The organism is Micromonospora sp. C95, assembly GCF_018070465.1.
Taxonomy (GTDB): domain Bacteria; phylum Actinomycetota; class Actinomycetes; order Mycobacteriales; family Micromonosporaceae; genus Micromonospora.
In genome coordinates, this window is the sequence record NZ_JAGPXT010000005.1 from 166323 (window position 1) to 184615 (window position 18293).

Below are 18293 nucleotides of genomic sequence, written 5' to 3' on the forward strand. Positions count from 1 at the left end.
TAGGGCGATCGCATGAGCCGCTCCGCCACGCCGGGATCCCCGGCCGGACGTCCGGCCGCACCACACGGTAACCGTGCGCGTTCATTCGACTACCCAGAATCCGACGAGCTGGACGAGACCACGCTGGATCCAGCGCTCGCCACCACCCCGGGTCACGGCAGCGTCGGTGTGTTCCAGGCACCCCGCCCACCGCAGCGCCGGGCGGTGCCGGCCGACCCGGCCCCGGCCAGCCGGGACGGCGCGGACATCGACTCTCCGTTCCTCGATCTGTTCGGTGGCGCGTACCCCCGGCCTGGTTCCGCCCAGCGGGGCAACGGGCTTCCCGCACGAGCCCTGCCACAGCAGCCCCACCCCGCGCCGCCGCCCGCCGTCGCGCCCACACCGGCAGCCCGTCGGCCAGCTCCGCCACCCGTGCCACCGCGACCGCCCGACCCGACTCCGGCCGCGCCGCCCCGCCACCCGGTCGAGGGCGCGATGGCGGCCACGAGCACACCGCCGGCTCCGCCCCGGGTGGTGCCCACCCCGGCGGACCGGTTGCCGACCGCCCGGCCGCCCGCCGACGATCGGCCCGCCGGGAACGACCGCCCGCTCCGGGAGGACCGCCGCGTTCCTGACGACGACGCGGCACCCGCCGACGAGCCCCGGACGCCACGTCGGGTAGCGCCGTCGACCAACCGCCCAGCCCCCCGGCAGCGGTCCGTCGACCACCGCGACCGGCCGATCAAGCCGGCCCGTGTTCGACCACCGAAGATCAAGTTCGGCGATCGTGATCCGGCGGTCGAGCTGGCCATCACCGAGATCGCCGGGCACCTGACCTTCACCCCCAACACCGTTACCGCCTGGTACTGGCTGCCCGAGGTGCGCTGGGCCTTCCGCCCGGACGCGGAACGCGAAGCGTTGCTGTCGGCCATCTCCGAGCAGTACGCCGGCCTGGCCGGCTTCCGGCTGCACCTGCGTCGCACCACCCGGCCCTTCCCGGCCGACGAGTGGGCCCGCACCATCGACGCCAACACCGCCGCGCCACTGCCCGACGTTCCCGGCACACCCGGCTGGGCCGAGCACCTGGTCTCCGCGCAGCGACACCTGCTCTCGGTGAATCACGCCGAGGGCCAGACCTACCTCGGCGTCACCTTCGCCCGCCGTTCCCTCGGTGACTCACTCACCGAGCGGCTGCTGCGCACCTTCGGCCGCGGCGTCGCCGACGGTGAGCGGCGCAAGCTCGGCCGCACCGTCGAGCAGTTCGACGAGGTGCTCGGCGCCTTCGGCATGCGGGGACGGCGGGTCACCGCGCACGAGCTGGAATGGCTGCTCTACCGGTCGGTGGCACTCTGCATGGCGCCCCCCGGCACGCTCTCACCCATCACCGACGGTCGTTGGGAACGCGGCGACCTGCTCGCCCTGACCGAACAGGTCGAGCGCTACCGCACGCCGTACGGTTCCACGGTCAAGCTGGTCCACCGGATGACCGGCGAGGAACGACACGTGGCGGTGCTCGCGGTGGGGCGGATGGAGCCGCTGGAGATCCCCGAGCGACACGAACCCTGGCTGCACTTCCACGAGCGGCTGCCCTGGCCGATGGAACTCTCCACCCGGGTCGACATCCTCGGTTCCGGCGACTCCTTCCGCAACCTGGAACACCGGCTCCGGATGATCCGGTCACAGCAGTTGGACTACGCCGAACACGGCATCGACGCGCCGCCCGAACTGGAGCGACTCGCCAAGCGAGCCCTGGTCATCGGCGACGAGATGACCACCGGGCTGCCGGTCGACTCGGCCCGCGCCCACGGCTGGCACCGGATCGCGGTCGGCGGTCGTACCCGGGAGGAGTGCCTGGAACGGGCCCGCCGGCTCATCCAGCTCTACTCGCGCGAGCTGCGTATCTCCCTGCAACACCCGAAGAACCAGGACTGGCTGGCCCGCGAGTTCATTCCCGGTGAGCCGATCGCCAACACCGGTTACGTACGCAGGATGCCCGTCAATCTGCTCGCGGCGGCGCTGCCGCAGGCCGCCTCCACAGTGGGTGACCGACGTGGCGACCTGATCGGCCGTACCGCCGGCACCTGCCGCCGGCCGGTCTTCCTCGACCTGCACTTCCCGATGGAGGTGCGGGAGCGCTCCGGCCTGGCGGTCTTCGTGGCCGAGCCGGGCGGCGGCAAGTCCACGCTGCTCGGCGCGTTGGGCTACCTGGCCGCTCGCCGCGGCGTTCAGGTGACCCTGCTCGACCCCTCGGGCCCGCTGGCCCGGCTCTGCGCGATGCCGGAGCTTCGTCCCTACTCGCGGGTGCTGAACCTGACCGGCTCCGAACACGGCACGCTGGCACCGTACTCGCTGATTCCGACCCCGCTGCGCAGCGAGTTCGCCACCGGAGCCGCCGGCGACCGGGAGTTCGAGATCGCGGTCTCCAACGCGCGGGCCGAGCGGCGGATGCTGGTACAGGACATCTGCATGATGCTGGTGCCACCGCAGGTGGCCCGGGAGGCCTCCACCGCCACCCTGTTCCGGCACGCCGTACGCCAGGTGCCCGCCGAGGAGACCTCCACCCTGGACGACGTGGTCACCTGCCTCGGCCGGCTCAACGACGACGCCGGCCGGGAACTGGCCAACCTGCTGCTGGACACCGCCGAGATGCCGCTGGCGATGCTCTTCTTCGGTCGCCCACCGGAGGGCCTGCTCGGCCCGGACGCCGCGCTCACCGTCATCACCATGGCCGGCCTCCGGCTGCCCGACCTCAAGATCGAACGCGAGTACTGGTCGGCCGAGGAGGCGCTCGCCCTGCCGATGCTGCACACCGCGCACCGGCTGGCGGTCCGCCGCTGCTACGGCGGATCGATGGCCTCCCGGAAGCTGGTCGGGCTGGACGAGGCGCACTTCATGGAGGGGTGGCGCTCGGGCCGGTCGTTCCTCGTCCGACTCGCCCGAGACTCCCGCAAGTGGAACCTCGCCGCGCTGGTCGCCTCGCAGAACCCGCGGGACATCCTCGGTCTCGACGTGCAGAACCTCGTCTCCACCGTGTTCGTCGGCCGGATCGCCGAAGACGCCGAGATCGCCTCCGAGGCGCTGCGGCTGCTGCGCGTACCGGTGGACGACGGCTACGAGGCCACCCTCGCCTCCCTCTCCACCGCCGACGCGACCTCCGCCAACCGGCTCGGCTTCCGAGAGTTCGTGATGCGCGACGTCGACGGCCGGGTCCAGAAGGTCCGAGTCGACGTCTCCTACGTGGATGGACTGCTGGACCACCTCGACACCACCCCCGCCGCCATCGCCGCCGCCGCAGGGGTGCTGCCGACCGTGCTGCCTGACATGGAGGCGTGACATGGCGAGGGCCCGGGCACGGATCACGGCGCTCCTCCTGACACTCGGCATCCTCGCCGCAGCCACGATCAGCTGGCCCGGGCTCACGGCCACACCGGCGTACGCGGCTCCGGCCGGGTACCAGGCCGCGGCGGCCGAACTCTGCACGACCGAGGAGTGGCAGGTCGACTTCCGTGCCTGCGTCACCAAACTGCAGCAGGTGGCGGAGTCGGAGGCGACCTGCCGTAATCCCCCGACGCCGACTGCGCCGGATTCTGGCATCGCCGGGTGGTTCGCTTCCCGTCCTGAGGCCTCCAAGCTTCCCGGCCCGAAGGGCTACTACAGCGACTACGGCTACGCCGGTTACAGCTACAGCACCTACGACATCGATTCCGGCTGCGCGACCACGCTGCTGCACCCGGACTACAAGTTCACAAACACCATCGCCAACGGCGAGTTCATGATGGCGACGGCGATCATCGGCGCCTCGAACGCCCTGCGTGAACGCGCCTGGGATCCGGGCACCATGTGGGGCTGGGCGGATCCCCTGGTGGACCAGGCCACCAAGGCGATCTACCAGAAGGTGTTCAGCGTCTTCGGCATCGTCACGCTCTGCGTGGTCGGGCTCTACCTGCTCTGGCGCTCACGCCAGTCCGACATGAGCAGCGCGATGACCACGGCGGGCTGGGCGTTGGTGGTCATGATGGCGGTCACCGCGCTGGCCGCGTGGCCGGTCAAGTCCGCGAACCTCGCCGACGGTGCCCTCGTCTCCACGCTCGGTGTCGTGCACGACGCGGTGGGCCCGGCCGCCAAGGACGTGCCGCCGGACCGGTGTGCGATGCCAAATCCGGATGCCTGCACCGACAAACGTCCACCGGCGGTCCGAGCCAGCGACACGGCCACGGAGGCGATGCTCTACCGGAACTGGCTGCGCGGTGTGCTCGGCTCCGCCGACAGCGAGACCGCCAAGAAGTACGGTGCGGCGCTCTACGACGCCAAGTCGCTGTCCTGGGGGGAGGCCGAGAAGATCCGGACCAGTCCAGAACTTCGCGAGGCCACCATCAGCGCGAAGAAGCAGCAGTGGATGACGGTGGCCGCGCAGATCGAGCGGGAAGATCCGGAGGCCTACGAGTACCTGAAGGGTGTCCGGGACATGGACCGGGTGGGCGCCGGGTTCATCGCGGTGCTCGCCGCCCTGCTCTTCGCGATGTTCGACCTGACCGCGTCACTGCTGGTGCTGCTCGGCTTTCTGATCTTCCGATGGGCGGTGATCGCGGCGCCGATCCTGGGCACCATCGGTCTGCTCCGACCGGCCAGCGCCGGTCTGCGACGGCTGGGCAACGCAGTGGTGGCGGCGCTGTTCAACATCGCGATCTTCGGCACCGGTGCCGCCATCTACCTCTTCGCGGTCGACCTCATCATGAGCACGGCCACCCTTCCCGGCTGGCTTCAGGTGGTGCTGGTCTGGCTCTGCGGGGTGGTCGGCTGGCTGCTGCTGCGCCCCTACCGCCGGATCACCCAGCTCGGCGGCAAGGACAACAGCGAGGCGGTCAGTTCGGCGGGCTCCTGGCACCGCCGGTTCTTTCGGGACATGCGCACCGCGGCCCGCCTCGACGTCGCCGAGCCGGGCGGCACCGCCGAGCCGAGCGTGGGACGGCGTCGGGCAGTGGCGCCGGAGCAGCCGAGGGTGCGTCCGGAGGCTCGGCCGGATCCGGTGCCGGCGGGGACGCCGGCCGCCGCGAAACGACCGGACGATCCGAGGACGGATGGCACCGACGGCCCCACCCGGGAGCAGCGCTCCAAGGCCGCCCCGGTGGCTCCCAGGCCGCGTCGGCGGCAGCCGGCTTCCTGGACCGAGCCGGACGTGCCGGACGAGAACCCCGCCTACGTCATCTACCGTCCCGGCTCGGCCGAACGGGCTCCGGAGAAGCCGGCACCACGGGTCCGCTCCGAGGCCCGGTGACAACCATGCGTCGGGCGATCGAGTTCCTGTTCCGGCGGTTGCTGCGGTCCCGGCTGGGTGTCGCACTCGGCATGGCCGTACTGGTACTCGGGGTGGTAGGGGCAGCCAGGTTGGTGGCGGGCCCGAGCGACCCGGCGGCCGGGCTCAGTAATCGCCCGGCCGACCCGATCACCACGGTGCACCCGACCACCGGGGACGACGGCGCGATCTCCACGACCACGACTCCGTCCCCGATCACCCGGCCGGGCCAGCCGACACCGGACCTGGTCGCCGAACGCTTCACCGCCGCCTGGCTAGGCCGCCCGGGCCAGGCCGCCGAGGACTGGCACGACGCGCTACGTCCGCTCTCGACCACCGGCCTGACCGAGAAGCTCTCCGGCGCCGACCCGGCCGAAGTGCCCGCCAGCGCGGTCACCGGCGACGTGACACTCCGCCCACGCGGCGAGACCTTCGTAGAGGCGACGATCCCGCTCGACGGCGGGCAACTCCGGCTCGAACTGCTGGCACCCGACGGGCGATGGTTGGTGGACGCGGTGGACTGGAGCCGGGATGAGTGAGTACCGTCCCCGGCCGCCGGTCCGGACCGGCGCTCTCGCCGCCGCGCTGACCGCGACGTTGGTGCTGCTCTGCTGCACCGGTGGCGCGGGCGCCTTCTTCCTCACCGAACTGGGTGGCGACGCTGCCGAGCAGCTGGCCCCGGCCAGCATGGAGTGCACCGGCGACTTCGAGGTCGACGCCACCGGCAAGATGCCGCGCTTTGCCGAGTACGGGGAACGCCAGCTGCGGAACGCCGCCAAGATCATCAACGTCGGCCAGGAGATGAAGGTGCCGCCGCGGGGCTGGGTGATCGCGGTGGCGACCGCGATGCAGGAGTCACGGCTGCTCAACCTGGCGAACAGCACGGTCGGCGAGTCGCGGGACATCCCGAACGAGGGGATCGGGGCCGACCACGACTCCGTCGGTCTCTTCCAGCAACGGGCCTCGTGGGGCACGGTCGCCCAACGGATGGATCCCGAGTACGCGTCCCGCAAGTTCTACGAGAAGCTGGTCGACGTGACCGACTGGGAGAAACTGCCGCTGACCGTGGCCGCCCAGCGGGTCCAGATCAGCGCCTTCCCGGACGCGTACGCCAAGCACGAGGAGCTCGCCGCCCGCATCGTGGATGCGCTGGCCGGCGGCGCGGCCCGCACCGCGCTGATCGCCGGAGAGGAGGTGTGCGACGCCGCAGCGGGCGGCGAGATCGCCGCCTCCGGCTGGACCGCACCGATTCCGGGCGGGGTCGGCTCCGGATTCCGGACCGCCAGTCGGCCCGGGCACAACGGTGTGGACATCTCCGCACCAAAGGGCACCGACATCAGGGTCGCGGCGACCGGCCGGGTGCTGGTCGCCCGCTGCGACCCCGACCGGAGAGGGCGACTCAGCTGTGACGTGGACGGCTGGCCCGGCAAGGGGGGCTGCGGTTGGTTCGTCGACGTGCTGCACGCCCAGGGCATCATCACCCGCTACTGCCATCTGGCGGACCCGCCCCGGGTCGCCGTGGGCGACACGGTGCAGGCCGGTGACGTGATCGGCGATGTGGGCAGCAGCGGCAACTCCTCCGGACCACACCTGCACTTCGAGGTGCATGTCGACGGCGATCGCAGCAGCCGGGGCGCCATCGACCCGGTCCCGTTCATGCGGTCGAAGGGCGCGCCGTTGAAGGGCGCCGGGTGAAGCACGGGCCGTCATGACCGAACCGCTTCCGGACCCGTTCGCCGACCAGCCCGACTGGGCTCCCCAGCCGCCCCGTCCGATCGAGATCGTCCCCGCTGCGGGAAGCGTCGAACTGCGCGGACGGCGGGTAATTGTCGGACTGCCCGGCCTGGGTTGGCGTGCCGACCTGCGGGCCGACGAACGGGTCGTGCAGAACAGCCGCACCTACGTCCCGGTCATCCCGGAACACGAGTGGTACCGCGCCGAGTCCGACCAGGTCGAGGTCTTCGCCCCGCTGGTGCCGGTCGAACGGGTCTGGGTCGAGACGGTCGGCCCAGCGACCGGACCGACGACGGACGGACGCCTGCGGCTCGTCTCGTTGGACGCACCGGCCCACCCAGCCCCGACGCCGGTCTTCGAGGCGGACTCGGTCACCGGGCGACGGGTCGTGCACATGGTCGGCGCCGTCGAGCACCGTGATCTTCGTGCCGTCACCGAGACCTACTCGGGTGCCGAGGGCGACATCTGCGTGCGGGTGACCCCCGAGATGGAGTGGTACCGCTGGGCCTGGCGCGGCCAGTCACCGACCACCCTGGAGGTACCGGTCCACGTGCTGTGGGTGGAGTGAGGTTTAGTTGGCGGTCGCTGAGCAGACCCGCCAGTCCTCGTTGAACCGGGTGGTGAACGTCCATGCCTGCCGGTCACTCTGTCGGATACCGTCCACCTCTGCCGTGAAGGTCAGGTCGACGCGCACCTCAGCGCTGTCGTCGACCCTAATCACCTGGAACCTTTCCCAACTAACCCACATTGTCGTGGCAAACCGCTGCTCGCGGGCCGCTAGGTCGTCCCTGAGCCGTCGAAGCGCATCAAACTCGGTCACACCATCGCAGCTGAACAGGCGTGACCGCACGTCGTTCTGATCGACCAGATACGAGCGAAGGTAGCTATCCACTACTACGGCGGGGGTGCTGCGGTCGGGGGTGACGGCTCGGTCGTAGACGAGATAGCCGACCACCCCGCCAGCCAGGCAGAGCGCCGCGACCACCCCCGCCACCACGGTCAGCACCGTACGCAGGCGTCTCCGGGGCTGGCGCGGCGCCGGCGCGACCGCAGGCGGTGCCAACTCCTCCGGCGGGGTCCGCTGCGCCGGTACGCGGGAGACCTGGGAACCGGCGGAGGGCGGCACTGATTCCACCCCCTGAGGCTATCCGCTGGCGGCCCAGGACCCAATGCCCCAGATTTGGCAGATCGTGACCGAACGCTGCCGATGGGTGAGATCCCTGACAACAACGGCGCAGCGCCGCCCCGCATCCCGGAGGTGGAGCCCTCGCTGGGATACCGTCACTTCTGCCCGGCGAGTGGGTGCCGACCTCGGGCGGAGGGGGTGGACACGGTGGGCGGTCCGAAGGCACGGACGCTCCGCGCCGCCGCGCTGCACCGCCGGGCCGCCGCGACGGTCGCGGCGGCGGCGACGGTCCTCGACGAGACCCGTCCCGTTCCAGCTGACCAGCGCCGCCAGTACGCGCTTGCCGAGCGGCTGCGCGACGCGGCCACCGTGCTCGCCCCGGGTTGGGCCGGTGCCACGCTGGACGCGGTCGCCTCGGCGCACCCCGCCGGGGAGGGGCCGCCGCCGTTCGTCCGGGTGGGCACGGCTGCTCCGCTGGACGACGCACGTTTCCCGGCGCTGGTGCCGATGTTCGGCAGCGGACACCTCGCGATTGACACCGACGCGCAGGACCCACGGGCTGCCGGGCTGCTGCGGGCGGTACTGCTGCGCGTGCTGGCGGCGACACCGGCGGGGGCACTGCTGGTACGGGCGGTGGACGCGACGGGCGTCGCGCTGGCACCGTTCGCGGCGCTCGGCGACGCCGGGGTGCTGGCCCCGCCGGCCACCGACGCCGACGGTCTGCGGGCCGTGCTGACGGAGGCGGAGCGGTGGGTGGCGCCGGACGCCTCCGGCTCTCGCCAGCACGAGCGTTCGCTGCTGTTGGTGCTCGCCGCGCTGCCCGAAGCGCACCGGCCGGGCGATCTGGCGCGGATCGAGGCACTCGCCGAGCAGGGACCCGCAGCCGGATTGCACCTGGTGGTGGCGGGGTGGCCGGCAGCTGACCGGTCCGCGCTGCCCAGGGCCACGCCGCTGGCGATGCGAACGGCCTACGCCCTGCTCGGTGATCCGCCGGGTGCGGCGTTCGCCGGCACCGGCGGAGGTTTGAACTCCCCGGTCTTCGTCGACCCGGATCCGCCGGCCGAGTTGGTGGACACCGTGTGCCGCCGGATCGCCGCCCAGGTCGAGGCCGGCACCCGACTCGCCCTGTCGCACCTGCTGCCGCCGACGGACGAACTGCGGCCGGCTGCCGGGACGGACGGGCTGACCAGCACCGTCGGCGACGCCGGCGGACGGCCGGTCTCGCTCGGCTTCACCGAACTGACTCCACACTGGTTGGTCAGCGGCCGGTCGCGGGACTGCCGGTCCACCTTCCTGACCACGGCCCTGCTCGGCCTCGTCGCGCGGTACGGCCCGGACGAGCTGTCGCTGTATCTGGTGGACCTCGGTGCCGGTGAGTCTTTCGCGGAATTCCTGCAGACCGAACGGGACAGGTCCTGGATCCCGCAGGTCCGGGCGGCCGCGATGGCCGCCGACCGGGAGTACGTCCTGGATCTGCTGGACCAGTTGACGGCGGAGGTGCAGCGGCGGGCGGCGGCGTCCGCCCGCGCAGGCGGGCAGCACTTCGCCGAGTTGCGGAAACATCGCCCGCTCCCCCGGGTCGTCTGTGTGCTGGAGAACCTGCAGGTGCTCCTCAGCGAACGGGACCGGCTCTCCGCCGAGGTGGCCGCCCGGCTGGACGCACTTGCCAGGACCGGACGGGCGTACGGTGTTCATCTGGTGCTGGCCGGCGAGGGTGACCTGGGCCTGGGCACCCGTTCCGACGGAGGGCAGCGGGACTCCCTGCCGGGCCAGTTCCCGGTGCGGGTGGCGCTGCCTGGCGGCGGGGCGGTGCTGGCACCCACGAACGACGCCGCGGCCGGTCTGCCGGTGGGCAGCGCGGTGGTCAATACCGCGGGCGGGCTCGGCGGCCCACGCGGAGCGATCCGGGGTCATGAGCGGATGGTCCGGTTCCCCGACCCGGCGGACGAGCCGGAGGCGGTTGCCGGGCTGCGCCATCGCCTCTGGACGGCCCGCCCGCCGAACGCGACGCCACCCGTGGTCTTCGCCGGGTACGCGCGTCCGCTGCTGAACAACGATCCCCGCTATCGGGCAGCCGTCGCGGGGCAGTCGACGGCACCGGCCGCCTTGCTGGGGCGGGTGGTGGATGTGGCGCGCAGCACGGCGGCGGTACCGTTCGGACCGTCGGCGGGCCGCAACCTCGCGGTTCTCGGTCCGCGACCTGCCGGCTGTCGCCTGCTGGCGACGGCCGCCCACAGCACCGCAGCCCATCATCGGGCCGGTACGGCGCGGTTCGTGGTGGCCGTGGCGGACGCCGAGGCAGCGCAGCTGGCGGACACTCTGGTAGCGGAGTTGGCCGAGCGTCACCAGGTCGACCGGGTGGACCTCGCCGGGCTGGTCGCCGTGGCGGACGCCGGCGAGCCGGCGTACCTGGTCGTCTTCGGGCTGGACGTGGCGCCGGCCGAGCAGTTGCCCCCGGCCCGGCTGCGGGCTCTGCTGCGCGACGGGCCGCCGGCCGGGCAGCACCTGCTCGGTTGGTGGCGTACCGTGCCGTCGTTCGCGACGCTCGTGGAGCCGGACGAGACGGTGGACAAGCTGACGGCCGTGGCGGTGGCGGGTGTGCCGGGGGCCCAGCTCACTCCGGTCTTCGGCCGTCCGGTGGAGTGGCGGCCCCGGCCCGACCGGGTGGTGCTCTGGGACGGGCCGGCGGAACGCGGTGTGGTGCTGGTTCCGTACGAGGTGCCCGGCAGCGTGCAGGGGGAACCCGGATGACTCTCGATCACTCGCCGGTCAGCACCGCCGGGCCGGTTCGGCAGCGGGTTGCCGGCACGCCGGGGGACCCGGTGCGCGCCGCGTGGGCCGACTACCTGGCCGCGGCCCGGCAGCTCGACGGGGTACGCCGGGGCGCGGCGACCGCCGCGGGCGAGCAGGCCCGCGCGGTCCAGGCCGCCCGGGAGGAACTGGCCGGGGTACGCACCCGGCTGGTGGCCCAGGAGAGCCGGCTACGTGAGCTTGGGGTACCACCGATCTCGCTGGCGCCGACCCCGCCGGAACTGGCCGAGGCGACCCGGTCGATGAGCGGTGGCCCGGCGGCGGTGTTGACGGCGCTGCGCGACGCCCGACGATGGGCTGTCGGCGCGGACGACACGCTCTGCGCCCGTGGTCTGTCCCGGGTGGCGCACTGGCCGGCCCGGGCTCGCAACCTGCTGGTGTACGGGCCGCTGGGGCTGTTCGTTCCGGTGCTGCTGGCAGTGCTGTACCTGCTGGCCGGTACCGGTGCGGTGACCGCCTTGGCGGTACTGGTGGGGTTGCCGGCACCTGCGGTCGCGTTCGGCCTGGGATGGCTCGCGGTGGGCCGCTGCTTTCCGCCCGGCCCGGGAGAGCGGGTGGACCGTACGCCACGGTTCGGCGCGCTGGCCTGCCTGGTCCCGGCCGTGGTGGTCAACGCGGGGATCGTGCTTGCGATGCTGTCGTCCTGAGCGACCGCCGGTCAGCGCGGGATGATCAGGGCCATCGCCTCGGCCCGGGACTTGGCGTCCCGCTGCAGCACGCCACGCACCGCAGACGTGATCGTCTTGGCACCGGATTTCTGAATGCCTCGCATCGCCATGCACATGTGCTCGCACTCGAGCACGACGACCACGCCCCGCGGTTCCAGCCGCGTCATCAGCAGGTCCGCGATCTGCGAGGTGAGCCGCTCCTGCACCTGGGGGCGCCGGGCGAAGACCTCGACCAGCCGGGCCAGCTTGGACAGCCCGGTGATCCGACCGTCGGGACCGGGGATGTAGCCGATGTGGGCGCTACCTCGGAAGGGCAGCAGGTGGTGCTCGCAGAGGCTCATCACGTCGATGTCCCGGACCAGCACCAGTTCCTCGTGGTTGGCCTCGAAGGTGGTGGTGAGCACCGTGGCCGGGTCGACGCGCAGGCCGGCGAAGAGTTCCGCGTACGCCCGGGCGACCCGGGCCGGGGTCTGCTGGAGGCCGTCGCGGTCCGGATCCTCCCCGACCGCGATGAGGATCTCGCGGACCGCCTTCTCGATCCGGCCGAGGTCCATGGTGTCCTCGACCGGACGTCCGGTCAGGCGACCGTTGATCAGTCGAGCGGCGATGTAGTCGAGGCCGTCGGTGTCGGGTTCGGTGGCAGAGGCGGCCAGTCCCCCCTGCGGGGAACCGGCCGCCGGGTCATCGGTGCTCAGTGCGAACCCTCCGAGGAGTTGTTCGAGCTGACGCCACCGACCGTCGCCTCCGCACCGTCGGCCTCCGCCTGCACCTTCAGCGCGTCCTTCTCCGCCGGGGTGAGTACGGGCGGCTCGGTGGAGGGCTGCCGCTTACCGAAGCCGTTGTACGGCGCCATCGGCGGGCGCTTGACCACGCGGGCGCAGATCCTGGCCATGTCGGCGGTGGAGAGGGTCTCCTTCTCCATCAGCTCGAGCACGATGTTGTCCAGCACGTCGCGGTACTCGACCAGGATCTCCCAGGCCTCGTCGTGAGCGAGTTCGATGATCGCCCGCATCTCGCCGTCGATCTCGGCGGCGACGGCGTCGGAGTAGTCCCGCTCGTGGCCCATGTTGCGACCGAGGAACGGCTCGTCGCCGCTGGTGCCGTACTTGATCGCGCCGAGCTTGGAACTCATGCCGTACTGGGTGATCATCGCGCGGGCCAGTTGGGTGGCCTTTTCGATGTCGTTGCCGGCACCGGTGGTGGGCTCGTGGAAGACGAGTTCCTCGGCGGCCCGGCCGCCCAGCGCGTACGCCAGGGTGTCGACCATCTCGGCGCGGGTCTGGGTGTACTTGTCCTCCGTGGGCAGCACCAGGGTGTGGCCCAGGGAACGGCCCCGGGACAGGATCGTCACCTTGTGCACCGGTGCGGCGTGCGGCAGCGCCCAGGCGACAAGTGCGTGCCCGCCCTCGTGGTACGCGGTGATCTTCTTCTCCTGGTCGCTCATCACCCGGGTACGGCGCTGCGGACCGGCGATCACCCGGTCGATCGACTCCTCGAGCGAGTCGTTGGAGATGGCCCGCTGGTCCTTGCGGGCGGTCAGCAGGGCCGCCTCGTTGATCACGTTGGCGAGGTCGGCGCCGCTGAAGCCCGGCGTCCGCTTGGCCACCGAGTCGAGGTCGACGTCGGGCGTGAACGGCTTGCCCTTGGCGTGCACCCGCAGGATGGCCTTGCGGCCCTCCATGTCGGGCGCGTCGACCGGGATCTGCCGGTCGAACCGGCCCGGCCGCAGCAGCGCCGGGTCGAGGATGTCGGGCCGGTTGGTGGCGGCGATCAGGATCACGCCGCCCTTGACGTCGAAGCCGTCCATCTCGACCAGGAGTTGGTTCAGCGTCTGCTCGCGCTCGTCGTGACCGCCGCCCATGCCGGCGCCACGGTGCCGGCCGACCGCGTCGATCTCGTCGACGAAGACGATCGCGGGCGCGTTGGTCTTGGCCTGCTCGAACAGGTCACGGACCCGGCTGGCGCCGACACCGACGAACATCTCCACGAAATCCGAGCCGGAGATCGAGTAGAACGGCACCCCGGCCTCGCCGGCCACCGCGCGGGCGAGCAGCGTCTTACCGGTGCCGGGCGGGCCGAAGAGCAGCACACCCTTCGGGATCTTCGCACCGAGTGCCTGGTACTTCGCCGGATTCTGCAGGAAGTCCTTGATCTCGTGCAGCTCCTCGACGGCCTCCTCGGAGCCCGCCACGTCGGCGAACGTCGTCTTCGGCGTGTCCTTGGTGATCATCTTCGCCTTGGACTTGCCGAAGTTGAGCACCCGGGAGCCGCCGCCCTGCATCTGCGACATGAAGAACAGCAGCAGCAGTACGAGCAGCACGATGGGGAGCAGGTTGACCAGCAGGCTGACCCAGATGCTGTCGGACGACACCTCGGTGTCGGCCGGCCCGGTGACCCGATTGTTGGCCTTGGCCTCAAGAACCTCGTTCCAGACCTCGTTGCCGACCTCGTAGGGGAACTGGGCCTCGATCAGCTTCGTGGTGGTCTCGCCGAACTCGGTCTCCTCGGCCAGCTCGAGCTGGATCGTCTGTTCCTTGTCCTGGAAGACGACCTTCTCGATGCCACCCTTGTTGAGCTGGTCGAGCGCGACGGACGTGTCCACTCGGTGGTAGCTGGGTCCACCGGTGAACAACTGACTGAGCACGACGGCGCCGAGGATGACCAGGATGACCCAGAACACCGGTCGGCGGAAGAAACGCGTACGTTCCATGCTGTTGTCGAGCGCCGAGACGCCCGCATCCTCCTGATCGACGTCCTGACCGACTGTGGGTGTCGCCGCCTGGGCGGCTGCCGGAGCCGCCGTGCGGGCCAGCCTCGACCCCGGGACGCGATTACCGCGCCACGGTCATTCGACGGTACACCGTGCGAGACCGATATGAGCTGGCGAGCCCAGCACTTACGCGCACGGCGAACCGGATGTCAGCCGGCATGGCCCGAAGTCGGATCTCCCGGCCACCGTGCTGAACGGTAGTCCGATCAGCTGAAAGGCGGCTGAATGCCGGGTGGGAGGTTGCGGCACGCCGGGTACCACCCGCTCAGGAGCGGGCGTAGACCTCCGGCTTGAGCACCCCCACGTACGGCAGCTCCCGGTAGCGCTCACCGAAGTCGAGGCCGTACCCGACGACGAACTCCGTCGGGATGTCGAAGCCCACGTACCTGACCGGCACCGTCACCTTCACCGCGTCCGGCTTACGGAACAGCGCGACCACCTCGACGCTCGCGGCCGACCGCGACTCCAGGTAGCGCAGCAGCCAGGACAGGGTCAGCCCGGAGTCGACGATGTCCTCCACCACGACGACGTGCCGACCGGCGATGTCCCGGTCGAGGTCCTTGAGGATCCGGACCACTCCGGAGGAGGTGGTGCCCTGCCCGTACGAGGAGATGGCCATGAAGTCCAACTCGGCCGGGGGGCCGTGCCGGCCCAGCGCGCGGGCGAAGTCGGCCATGAACATGACCGCACCCTTGAGCACGCAGACGAGCAACAGCCCGTCGGTGACGTGTGCGTAGTCCGCGGAGACCTGCTTGGCCAGCTCTGCGGTCTTCTCGCGGATCTGCGCCTCGGAGATGATCACGTGGTCGATGTCGGCGTCGTACCAGGAGCCGTCAGCCATGACCATAGCCTGCCGTACGCCCCGGGTTCGCCGTCGGCGGGGCCGCCCGTTTCGAGGCAACCCCGCCGAGGGATTTTCCGGCTGAAAGGGACATTAGGCTCAGCAGTGCCGCGACTGCCATCTGCGACCCCCGTCGGAGGGCTTCCAGTCCGCCGAGTCACGACTGTCGGCGGTCAGCCCGAGGGCGGACAGCAGGGCGAGGAAGAGGAAGAACAGCAGGAAGAACAGAAAACCCATGGCGGCGCTCGCTTTCTGACGTCTGTGGTTGTCGTGTCGCCGCCGGTGCGCACCGGACATCTGCCAGTCTGGGCACCCCGCCCCTCCTCCGACAGTGGCAGAGATGCCACACCTGCTCGATTTTCTGCCACCCGTGCGGTTACCCTCGTCACATGCTTCGTTCAGTGGCCGTACTCGTCCTGGACGGCGTCGCCCCGTTCGAACTCGGCGTACTCGCTGAGGTGTTCGGCACCGACCGCACCGCCGACGGGCTGCCGGGTTACCGGTTCGACGTGTGCGGTCCCCGGCAGGCCCCGGTACGCACCTCCGCCGGCTTCCAGCTGGTGCCGAACGCCGACCTGGCTCCGCTGGAACAGGCGGACCTGGTCGCCGTTCCCGCCCACGACCCGACCACCACCGCACCCGCCGAGGTCCACGAGGCGCTGCGGAGGGCCGCCGAACGGGGTGCGTACCTGTTCAGCGTGTGTGCCGGCGCGTACCTGCTGGGCGAGGCGGGGCTGCTCGACGGCCGGGAGTGCACCACCCACTGGCGGCACGTCGACGAGTTGCAGCGCCGCCACCCGAGCGCCCGGGTGCGCTGCAACTCGCTCTACGTGCAGGACGGTCGGCTACTCACCAGCGCGGGCACCGCCGCCGGCATCGACGCCTGCCTGCACCTGGTACGCCAGGCGCACGGCTCGGCCACCGCCACCCGACTCGCCCGACGGATGGTGGTGCCTCCGCACCGCGACGGCGGGCAGGCCCAGTACATCGAGGCACCGATCCCCAAGGCACCGGAGGCCCCCACCCTGGAACCGGTGCTGGAATGGCTGATGGGCCATCTCGACCGGCAGACCACCGTCGACGAGCTGGCCGCCCGAGCCGGGATGGCCCCACGGACGTTCGCCCGCCGCTTCCGCGCGGAGACCGGCACCACCCCGCACGACTGGCTGACAAACCAACGCGTCCTGCTGGCCCGCCGGCTGTTGGAGGACACCGCACTCACGGTGGAGGGGGTCGCCGAACGGGCCGGCTTCGGCGACGCCGCCGTCCTGCGGCACCACTTCACCCGCCGGGTCGGCGCCACGCCGCAGGCGTACCGCGCCACGTTCCGGGATCGTGCGCCCATCGGTTGACCGCCGGCCTGACGGTCGTGCGGGTCAGAATCCTGCGGCCGCGCCGTCCACCCGGGGCTCGGAGCCGACGACATACCCGCCGTCGGCGTGTCGCCAGATCGCCTGCCCGTGGCCGAAGACGGTGGCATCGGGTGCGACGGTCACCTGGTGGCCCCGATCCCGCAGGTCAGCCACGAGTGCGGCGCCGCCAGGCCCGGCGATCAGGTGCTGCTCGACCAGCAGCGAGCGACCCGCGTGCCAGTACCAGCGCGGGGCGTCCAGCGCCGCCTGCGGGTCGAGGCCCGCGTCCACGGTCGCCGAGACCAGTTGGACGTGACCCTGGGGCTGCATGTGCCCGCCCATCACCCCGAACGGCCCCACCGGCGCACCCTGGCAGGTCAGGAAACCGGGAATGATCGTGTGATAGGGCCGCTTCGCCGGGCCGACCACGTTGGGATGGCCCACGTCCAGCCGGAAGCCGAGACCACGATTCTGCAGCGCGAAGCCGTATCCGGGCAGCACCACGTGCGAGCCGAAGGCGAGGTAGGTGGACTGGATCAGGCTGACCATCATGCCGCTCTCGTCGGCCGTGCAGAGATAGACCGTCCCACCACGCTCCGGTGCCCCGGTCACCTCCTCGGCCGCCGCCCCGGTGATCGCCGCGCGGCGTCGGGCCAGGTGTTCCGGGCTGAGCAGCCCGGGCGGGGCCGGGGCAAGGTCGGGGTCGGCGACGTGGGCGTGCGCGTCGGCGAAGCCCAACTTGACCGCCTCGATCTGCCGGTGCAGCCATTGCGACCCGTCGGCCGGGTCCAGTCCGTCCAGGATGCCCAGGGCGAGCAGGGCGGCCAATCCCTGCCCGTTCGGTGGCAGTTCCCAGACCTCGTGGTCCCGGTAGCGCACCGACACCGGATCGACCCAGACGCTGGCGTGCTTCGCCAGGTCCGTCGTGGTGAGCAGCCCGCCGGTACGGGCGGCGTAGTCGCTGAGTGCCGTCGCGATCCGCCCTCGGTAGAACTCCTCCGCCCGGCTGTCGGCGATCAGTCGAAGCGTCCGGGCCGCGTCCGGGTTGCGCCACCGCTCACCCGCGCGGGGGGCCCGCCCGCCCGGCGCGAAGACCCGCCCGAACTCCGCGTACTCGGGACCGCTCAGTCCGGCGTGCCCGGCGACCCCGCGGGACCAGGCCGCCGCTGTCGCGGTGGAGACGGGGTGCCCCTGCTCGGCGTAGCCGATGGCGTCGGCGAACAGCCCCGCGAACGGCAGCGAACCGAATCGCTCGTGCAGGTCACGCCAGCCCGCCGGCACGCCCGGTACGGTCACCGGCAACCAGCCCCGGGCCGGCATCGCCGGGCCGACCGCCTGCGCCCCACCCAACGCCTCGGCGGGCTCGGTGCCTCGACCGCTGGTTGCCGCGAGCACCAGATCCCGGGTCAGCGCGGCGGGTGAGTGGCCGGAGGCGTTCAGGCCGTGCAGCCGCCCGCCGTCCCAGACGATGGCGAAGAGGTCACCGCCGATGTCGTTGGCGGGTGGTTGCACCACGGTGAGGGTGCTGGCGGTGGCCAGCGCCGCGTCCACGGCGTTACCGCCACGCCGCAGCACGGCCAGGCCGGCCGCCACGGCCAGCGGGTGGCTGGTGGCCACGGCACCGCGCGGCGCGTACAGCGGTAGCCGGGGATGGATCATCCTTCGACGACCGCCTCGCCGGGCGCTGTCCCGACCGGCTGCGGCACCGGGGCTCGATCG

Annotated in this window: 14 protein-coding genes; 8 read left to right on the forward strand and 6 right to left on the reverse strand. The window is 71.6% G+C overall.

Annotated features, from left to right (window positions below):
* The first annotated feature begins 12 nt into the window (after positions 1–12).
* Genes KBX00_RS08620 through KBX00_RS08640 form a run of 5 tightly spaced genes read left to right on the forward strand, consistent with a single transcriptional unit; the run spans position 13 to position 7574 of the window.
* On the forward strand, positions 13–3312 hold the full coding sequence (locus KBX00_RS08620; RefSeq protein WP_210825059.1) for an ATP-binding protein: 3300 nt from the start codon (positions 13–15) through the stop codon (positions 3310–3312).
* Between the two features lies 1 nt (position 3313).
* Positions 3314–5254 carry an MFS transporter gene (locus KBX00_RS08625; RefSeq protein WP_210825061.1) on the forward strand — a complete coding sequence of 647 codons (1941 nt, stop codon included), beginning with the start codon at positions 3314–3316 and terminating at the stop codon, positions 5252–5254.
* A complete protein-coding gene (locus tag KBX00_RS08630) occupies positions 5251–5811 on the forward strand; it encodes a hypothetical protein (RefSeq protein WP_210825063.1) in 561 nt (186 codons plus the stop codon). The genes KBX00_RS08625 and KBX00_RS08630 overlap by 4 nt, the downstream gene beginning before the upstream one ends.
* Entirely contained in the window at positions 5804–6967 is a 1164-nt protein-coding gene (locus KBX00_RS08635) for a M23 family metallopeptidase (protein WP_210825065.1), read from the forward strand. The genes KBX00_RS08630 and KBX00_RS08635 overlap by 8 nt, the downstream gene beginning before the upstream one ends.
* Before the next feature lie 13 nt (positions 6968–6980).
* Positions 6981–7574 carry a hypothetical protein gene (locus KBX00_RS08640; protein ID WP_210825067.1) on the forward strand — a complete coding sequence of 198 codons (594 nt, stop codon included), beginning with the start codon at positions 6981–6983 and terminating at the stop codon, positions 7572–7574.
* A gap of 3 nt (positions 7575–7577) precedes the next feature.
* Here KBX00_RS08640 and KBX00_RS08645 read toward each other — a convergent pair whose 3' ends face one another.
* The gene (locus tag KBX00_RS08645) at positions 7578–8141 is read right to left on the reverse strand and encodes a hypothetical protein (RefSeq protein ID WP_374225267.1); all 564 of its coding nucleotides are present in this window, start codon (positions 8139–8141) and stop codon (positions 7578–7580) included.
* A gap of 189 nt (positions 8142–8330) precedes the next feature.
* Between KBX00_RS08645 and KBX00_RS08650 the strand changes: the two genes are divergently transcribed.
* On the forward strand, positions 8331–10883 hold the full coding sequence (locus KBX00_RS08650) for an FtsK/SpoIIIE domain-containing protein (protein WP_210825273.1): 2553 nt from the start codon (positions 8331–8333) through the stop codon (positions 10881–10883).
* On the forward strand, positions 10880–11590 hold the full coding sequence (locus tag KBX00_RS08655; RefSeq protein WP_210825068.1) for a hypothetical protein: 711 nt from the start codon (positions 10880–10882) through the stop codon (positions 11588–11590). Before KBX00_RS08650 ends, KBX00_RS08655 begins: the two co-directional genes overlap by 4 nt.
* An 11-nt stretch (positions 11591–11601) precedes the next feature.
* Here the strand turns inward: KBX00_RS08655 and folE are convergent, their stop codons facing one another.
* The 4 genes from folE to KBX00_RS08675 all read right to left on the reverse strand — a co-directional run bounded on the left by folE (position 11602) and on the right by KBX00_RS08675 (position 15459).
* Positions 11602–12264 (reverse strand): GTP cyclohydrolase I FolE, encoded by a 663-nt coding sequence (gene folE / locus KBX00_RS08660; RefSeq protein ID WP_210825275.1) that lies wholly within the window; start codon positions 12262–12264, stop codon positions 11602–11604.
* 38 nt (positions 12265–12302) lie between these two features.
* Positions 12303–14321, reverse strand: coding sequence for an ATP-dependent zinc metalloprotease FtsH (gene ftsH / locus KBX00_RS08665; protein ID WP_210825070.1), 2019 nt, complete (start codon positions 14319–14321; stop codon positions 12303–12305).
* Between the two features lie 325 nt (positions 14322–14646).
* On the reverse strand, positions 14647–15222 hold the full coding sequence (hpt, locus tag KBX00_RS08670) for a hypoxanthine phosphoribosyltransferase (RefSeq protein WP_099849003.1): 576 nt from the start codon (positions 15220–15222) through the stop codon (positions 14647–14649).
* A 99-nt stretch (positions 15223–15321) separates the two neighbouring features.
* The gene (locus KBX00_RS08675; protein ID WP_210825072.1) at positions 15322–15459 is read right to left on the reverse strand and encodes a hypothetical protein; all 138 of its coding nucleotides are present in this window, start codon (positions 15457–15459) and stop codon (positions 15322–15324) included.
* A 152-nt stretch (positions 15460–15611) separates the two neighbouring features.
* Here KBX00_RS08675 and KBX00_RS08680 point away from each other — a divergent pair, with 152 nt between their 5' ends.
* Positions 15612–16574 (forward strand): GlxA family transcriptional regulator, encoded by a 963-nt coding sequence (locus KBX00_RS08680; RefSeq protein WP_210825074.1) that lies wholly within the window; start codon positions 15612–15614, stop codon positions 16572–16574.
* A 24-nt stretch (positions 16575–16598) separates the two neighbouring features.
* Here KBX00_RS08680 and KBX00_RS08685 read toward each other — a convergent pair whose 3' ends face one another.
* Positions 16599–18233: a gamma-glutamyltransferase family protein gene (locus KBX00_RS08685; RefSeq protein WP_210825076.1), complete on the reverse strand. Its 1635-nt coding sequence runs from the start codon at positions 18231–18233 to the stop codon at positions 16599–16601.
* Positions 18234–18293 lie beyond the last annotated feature (60 nt).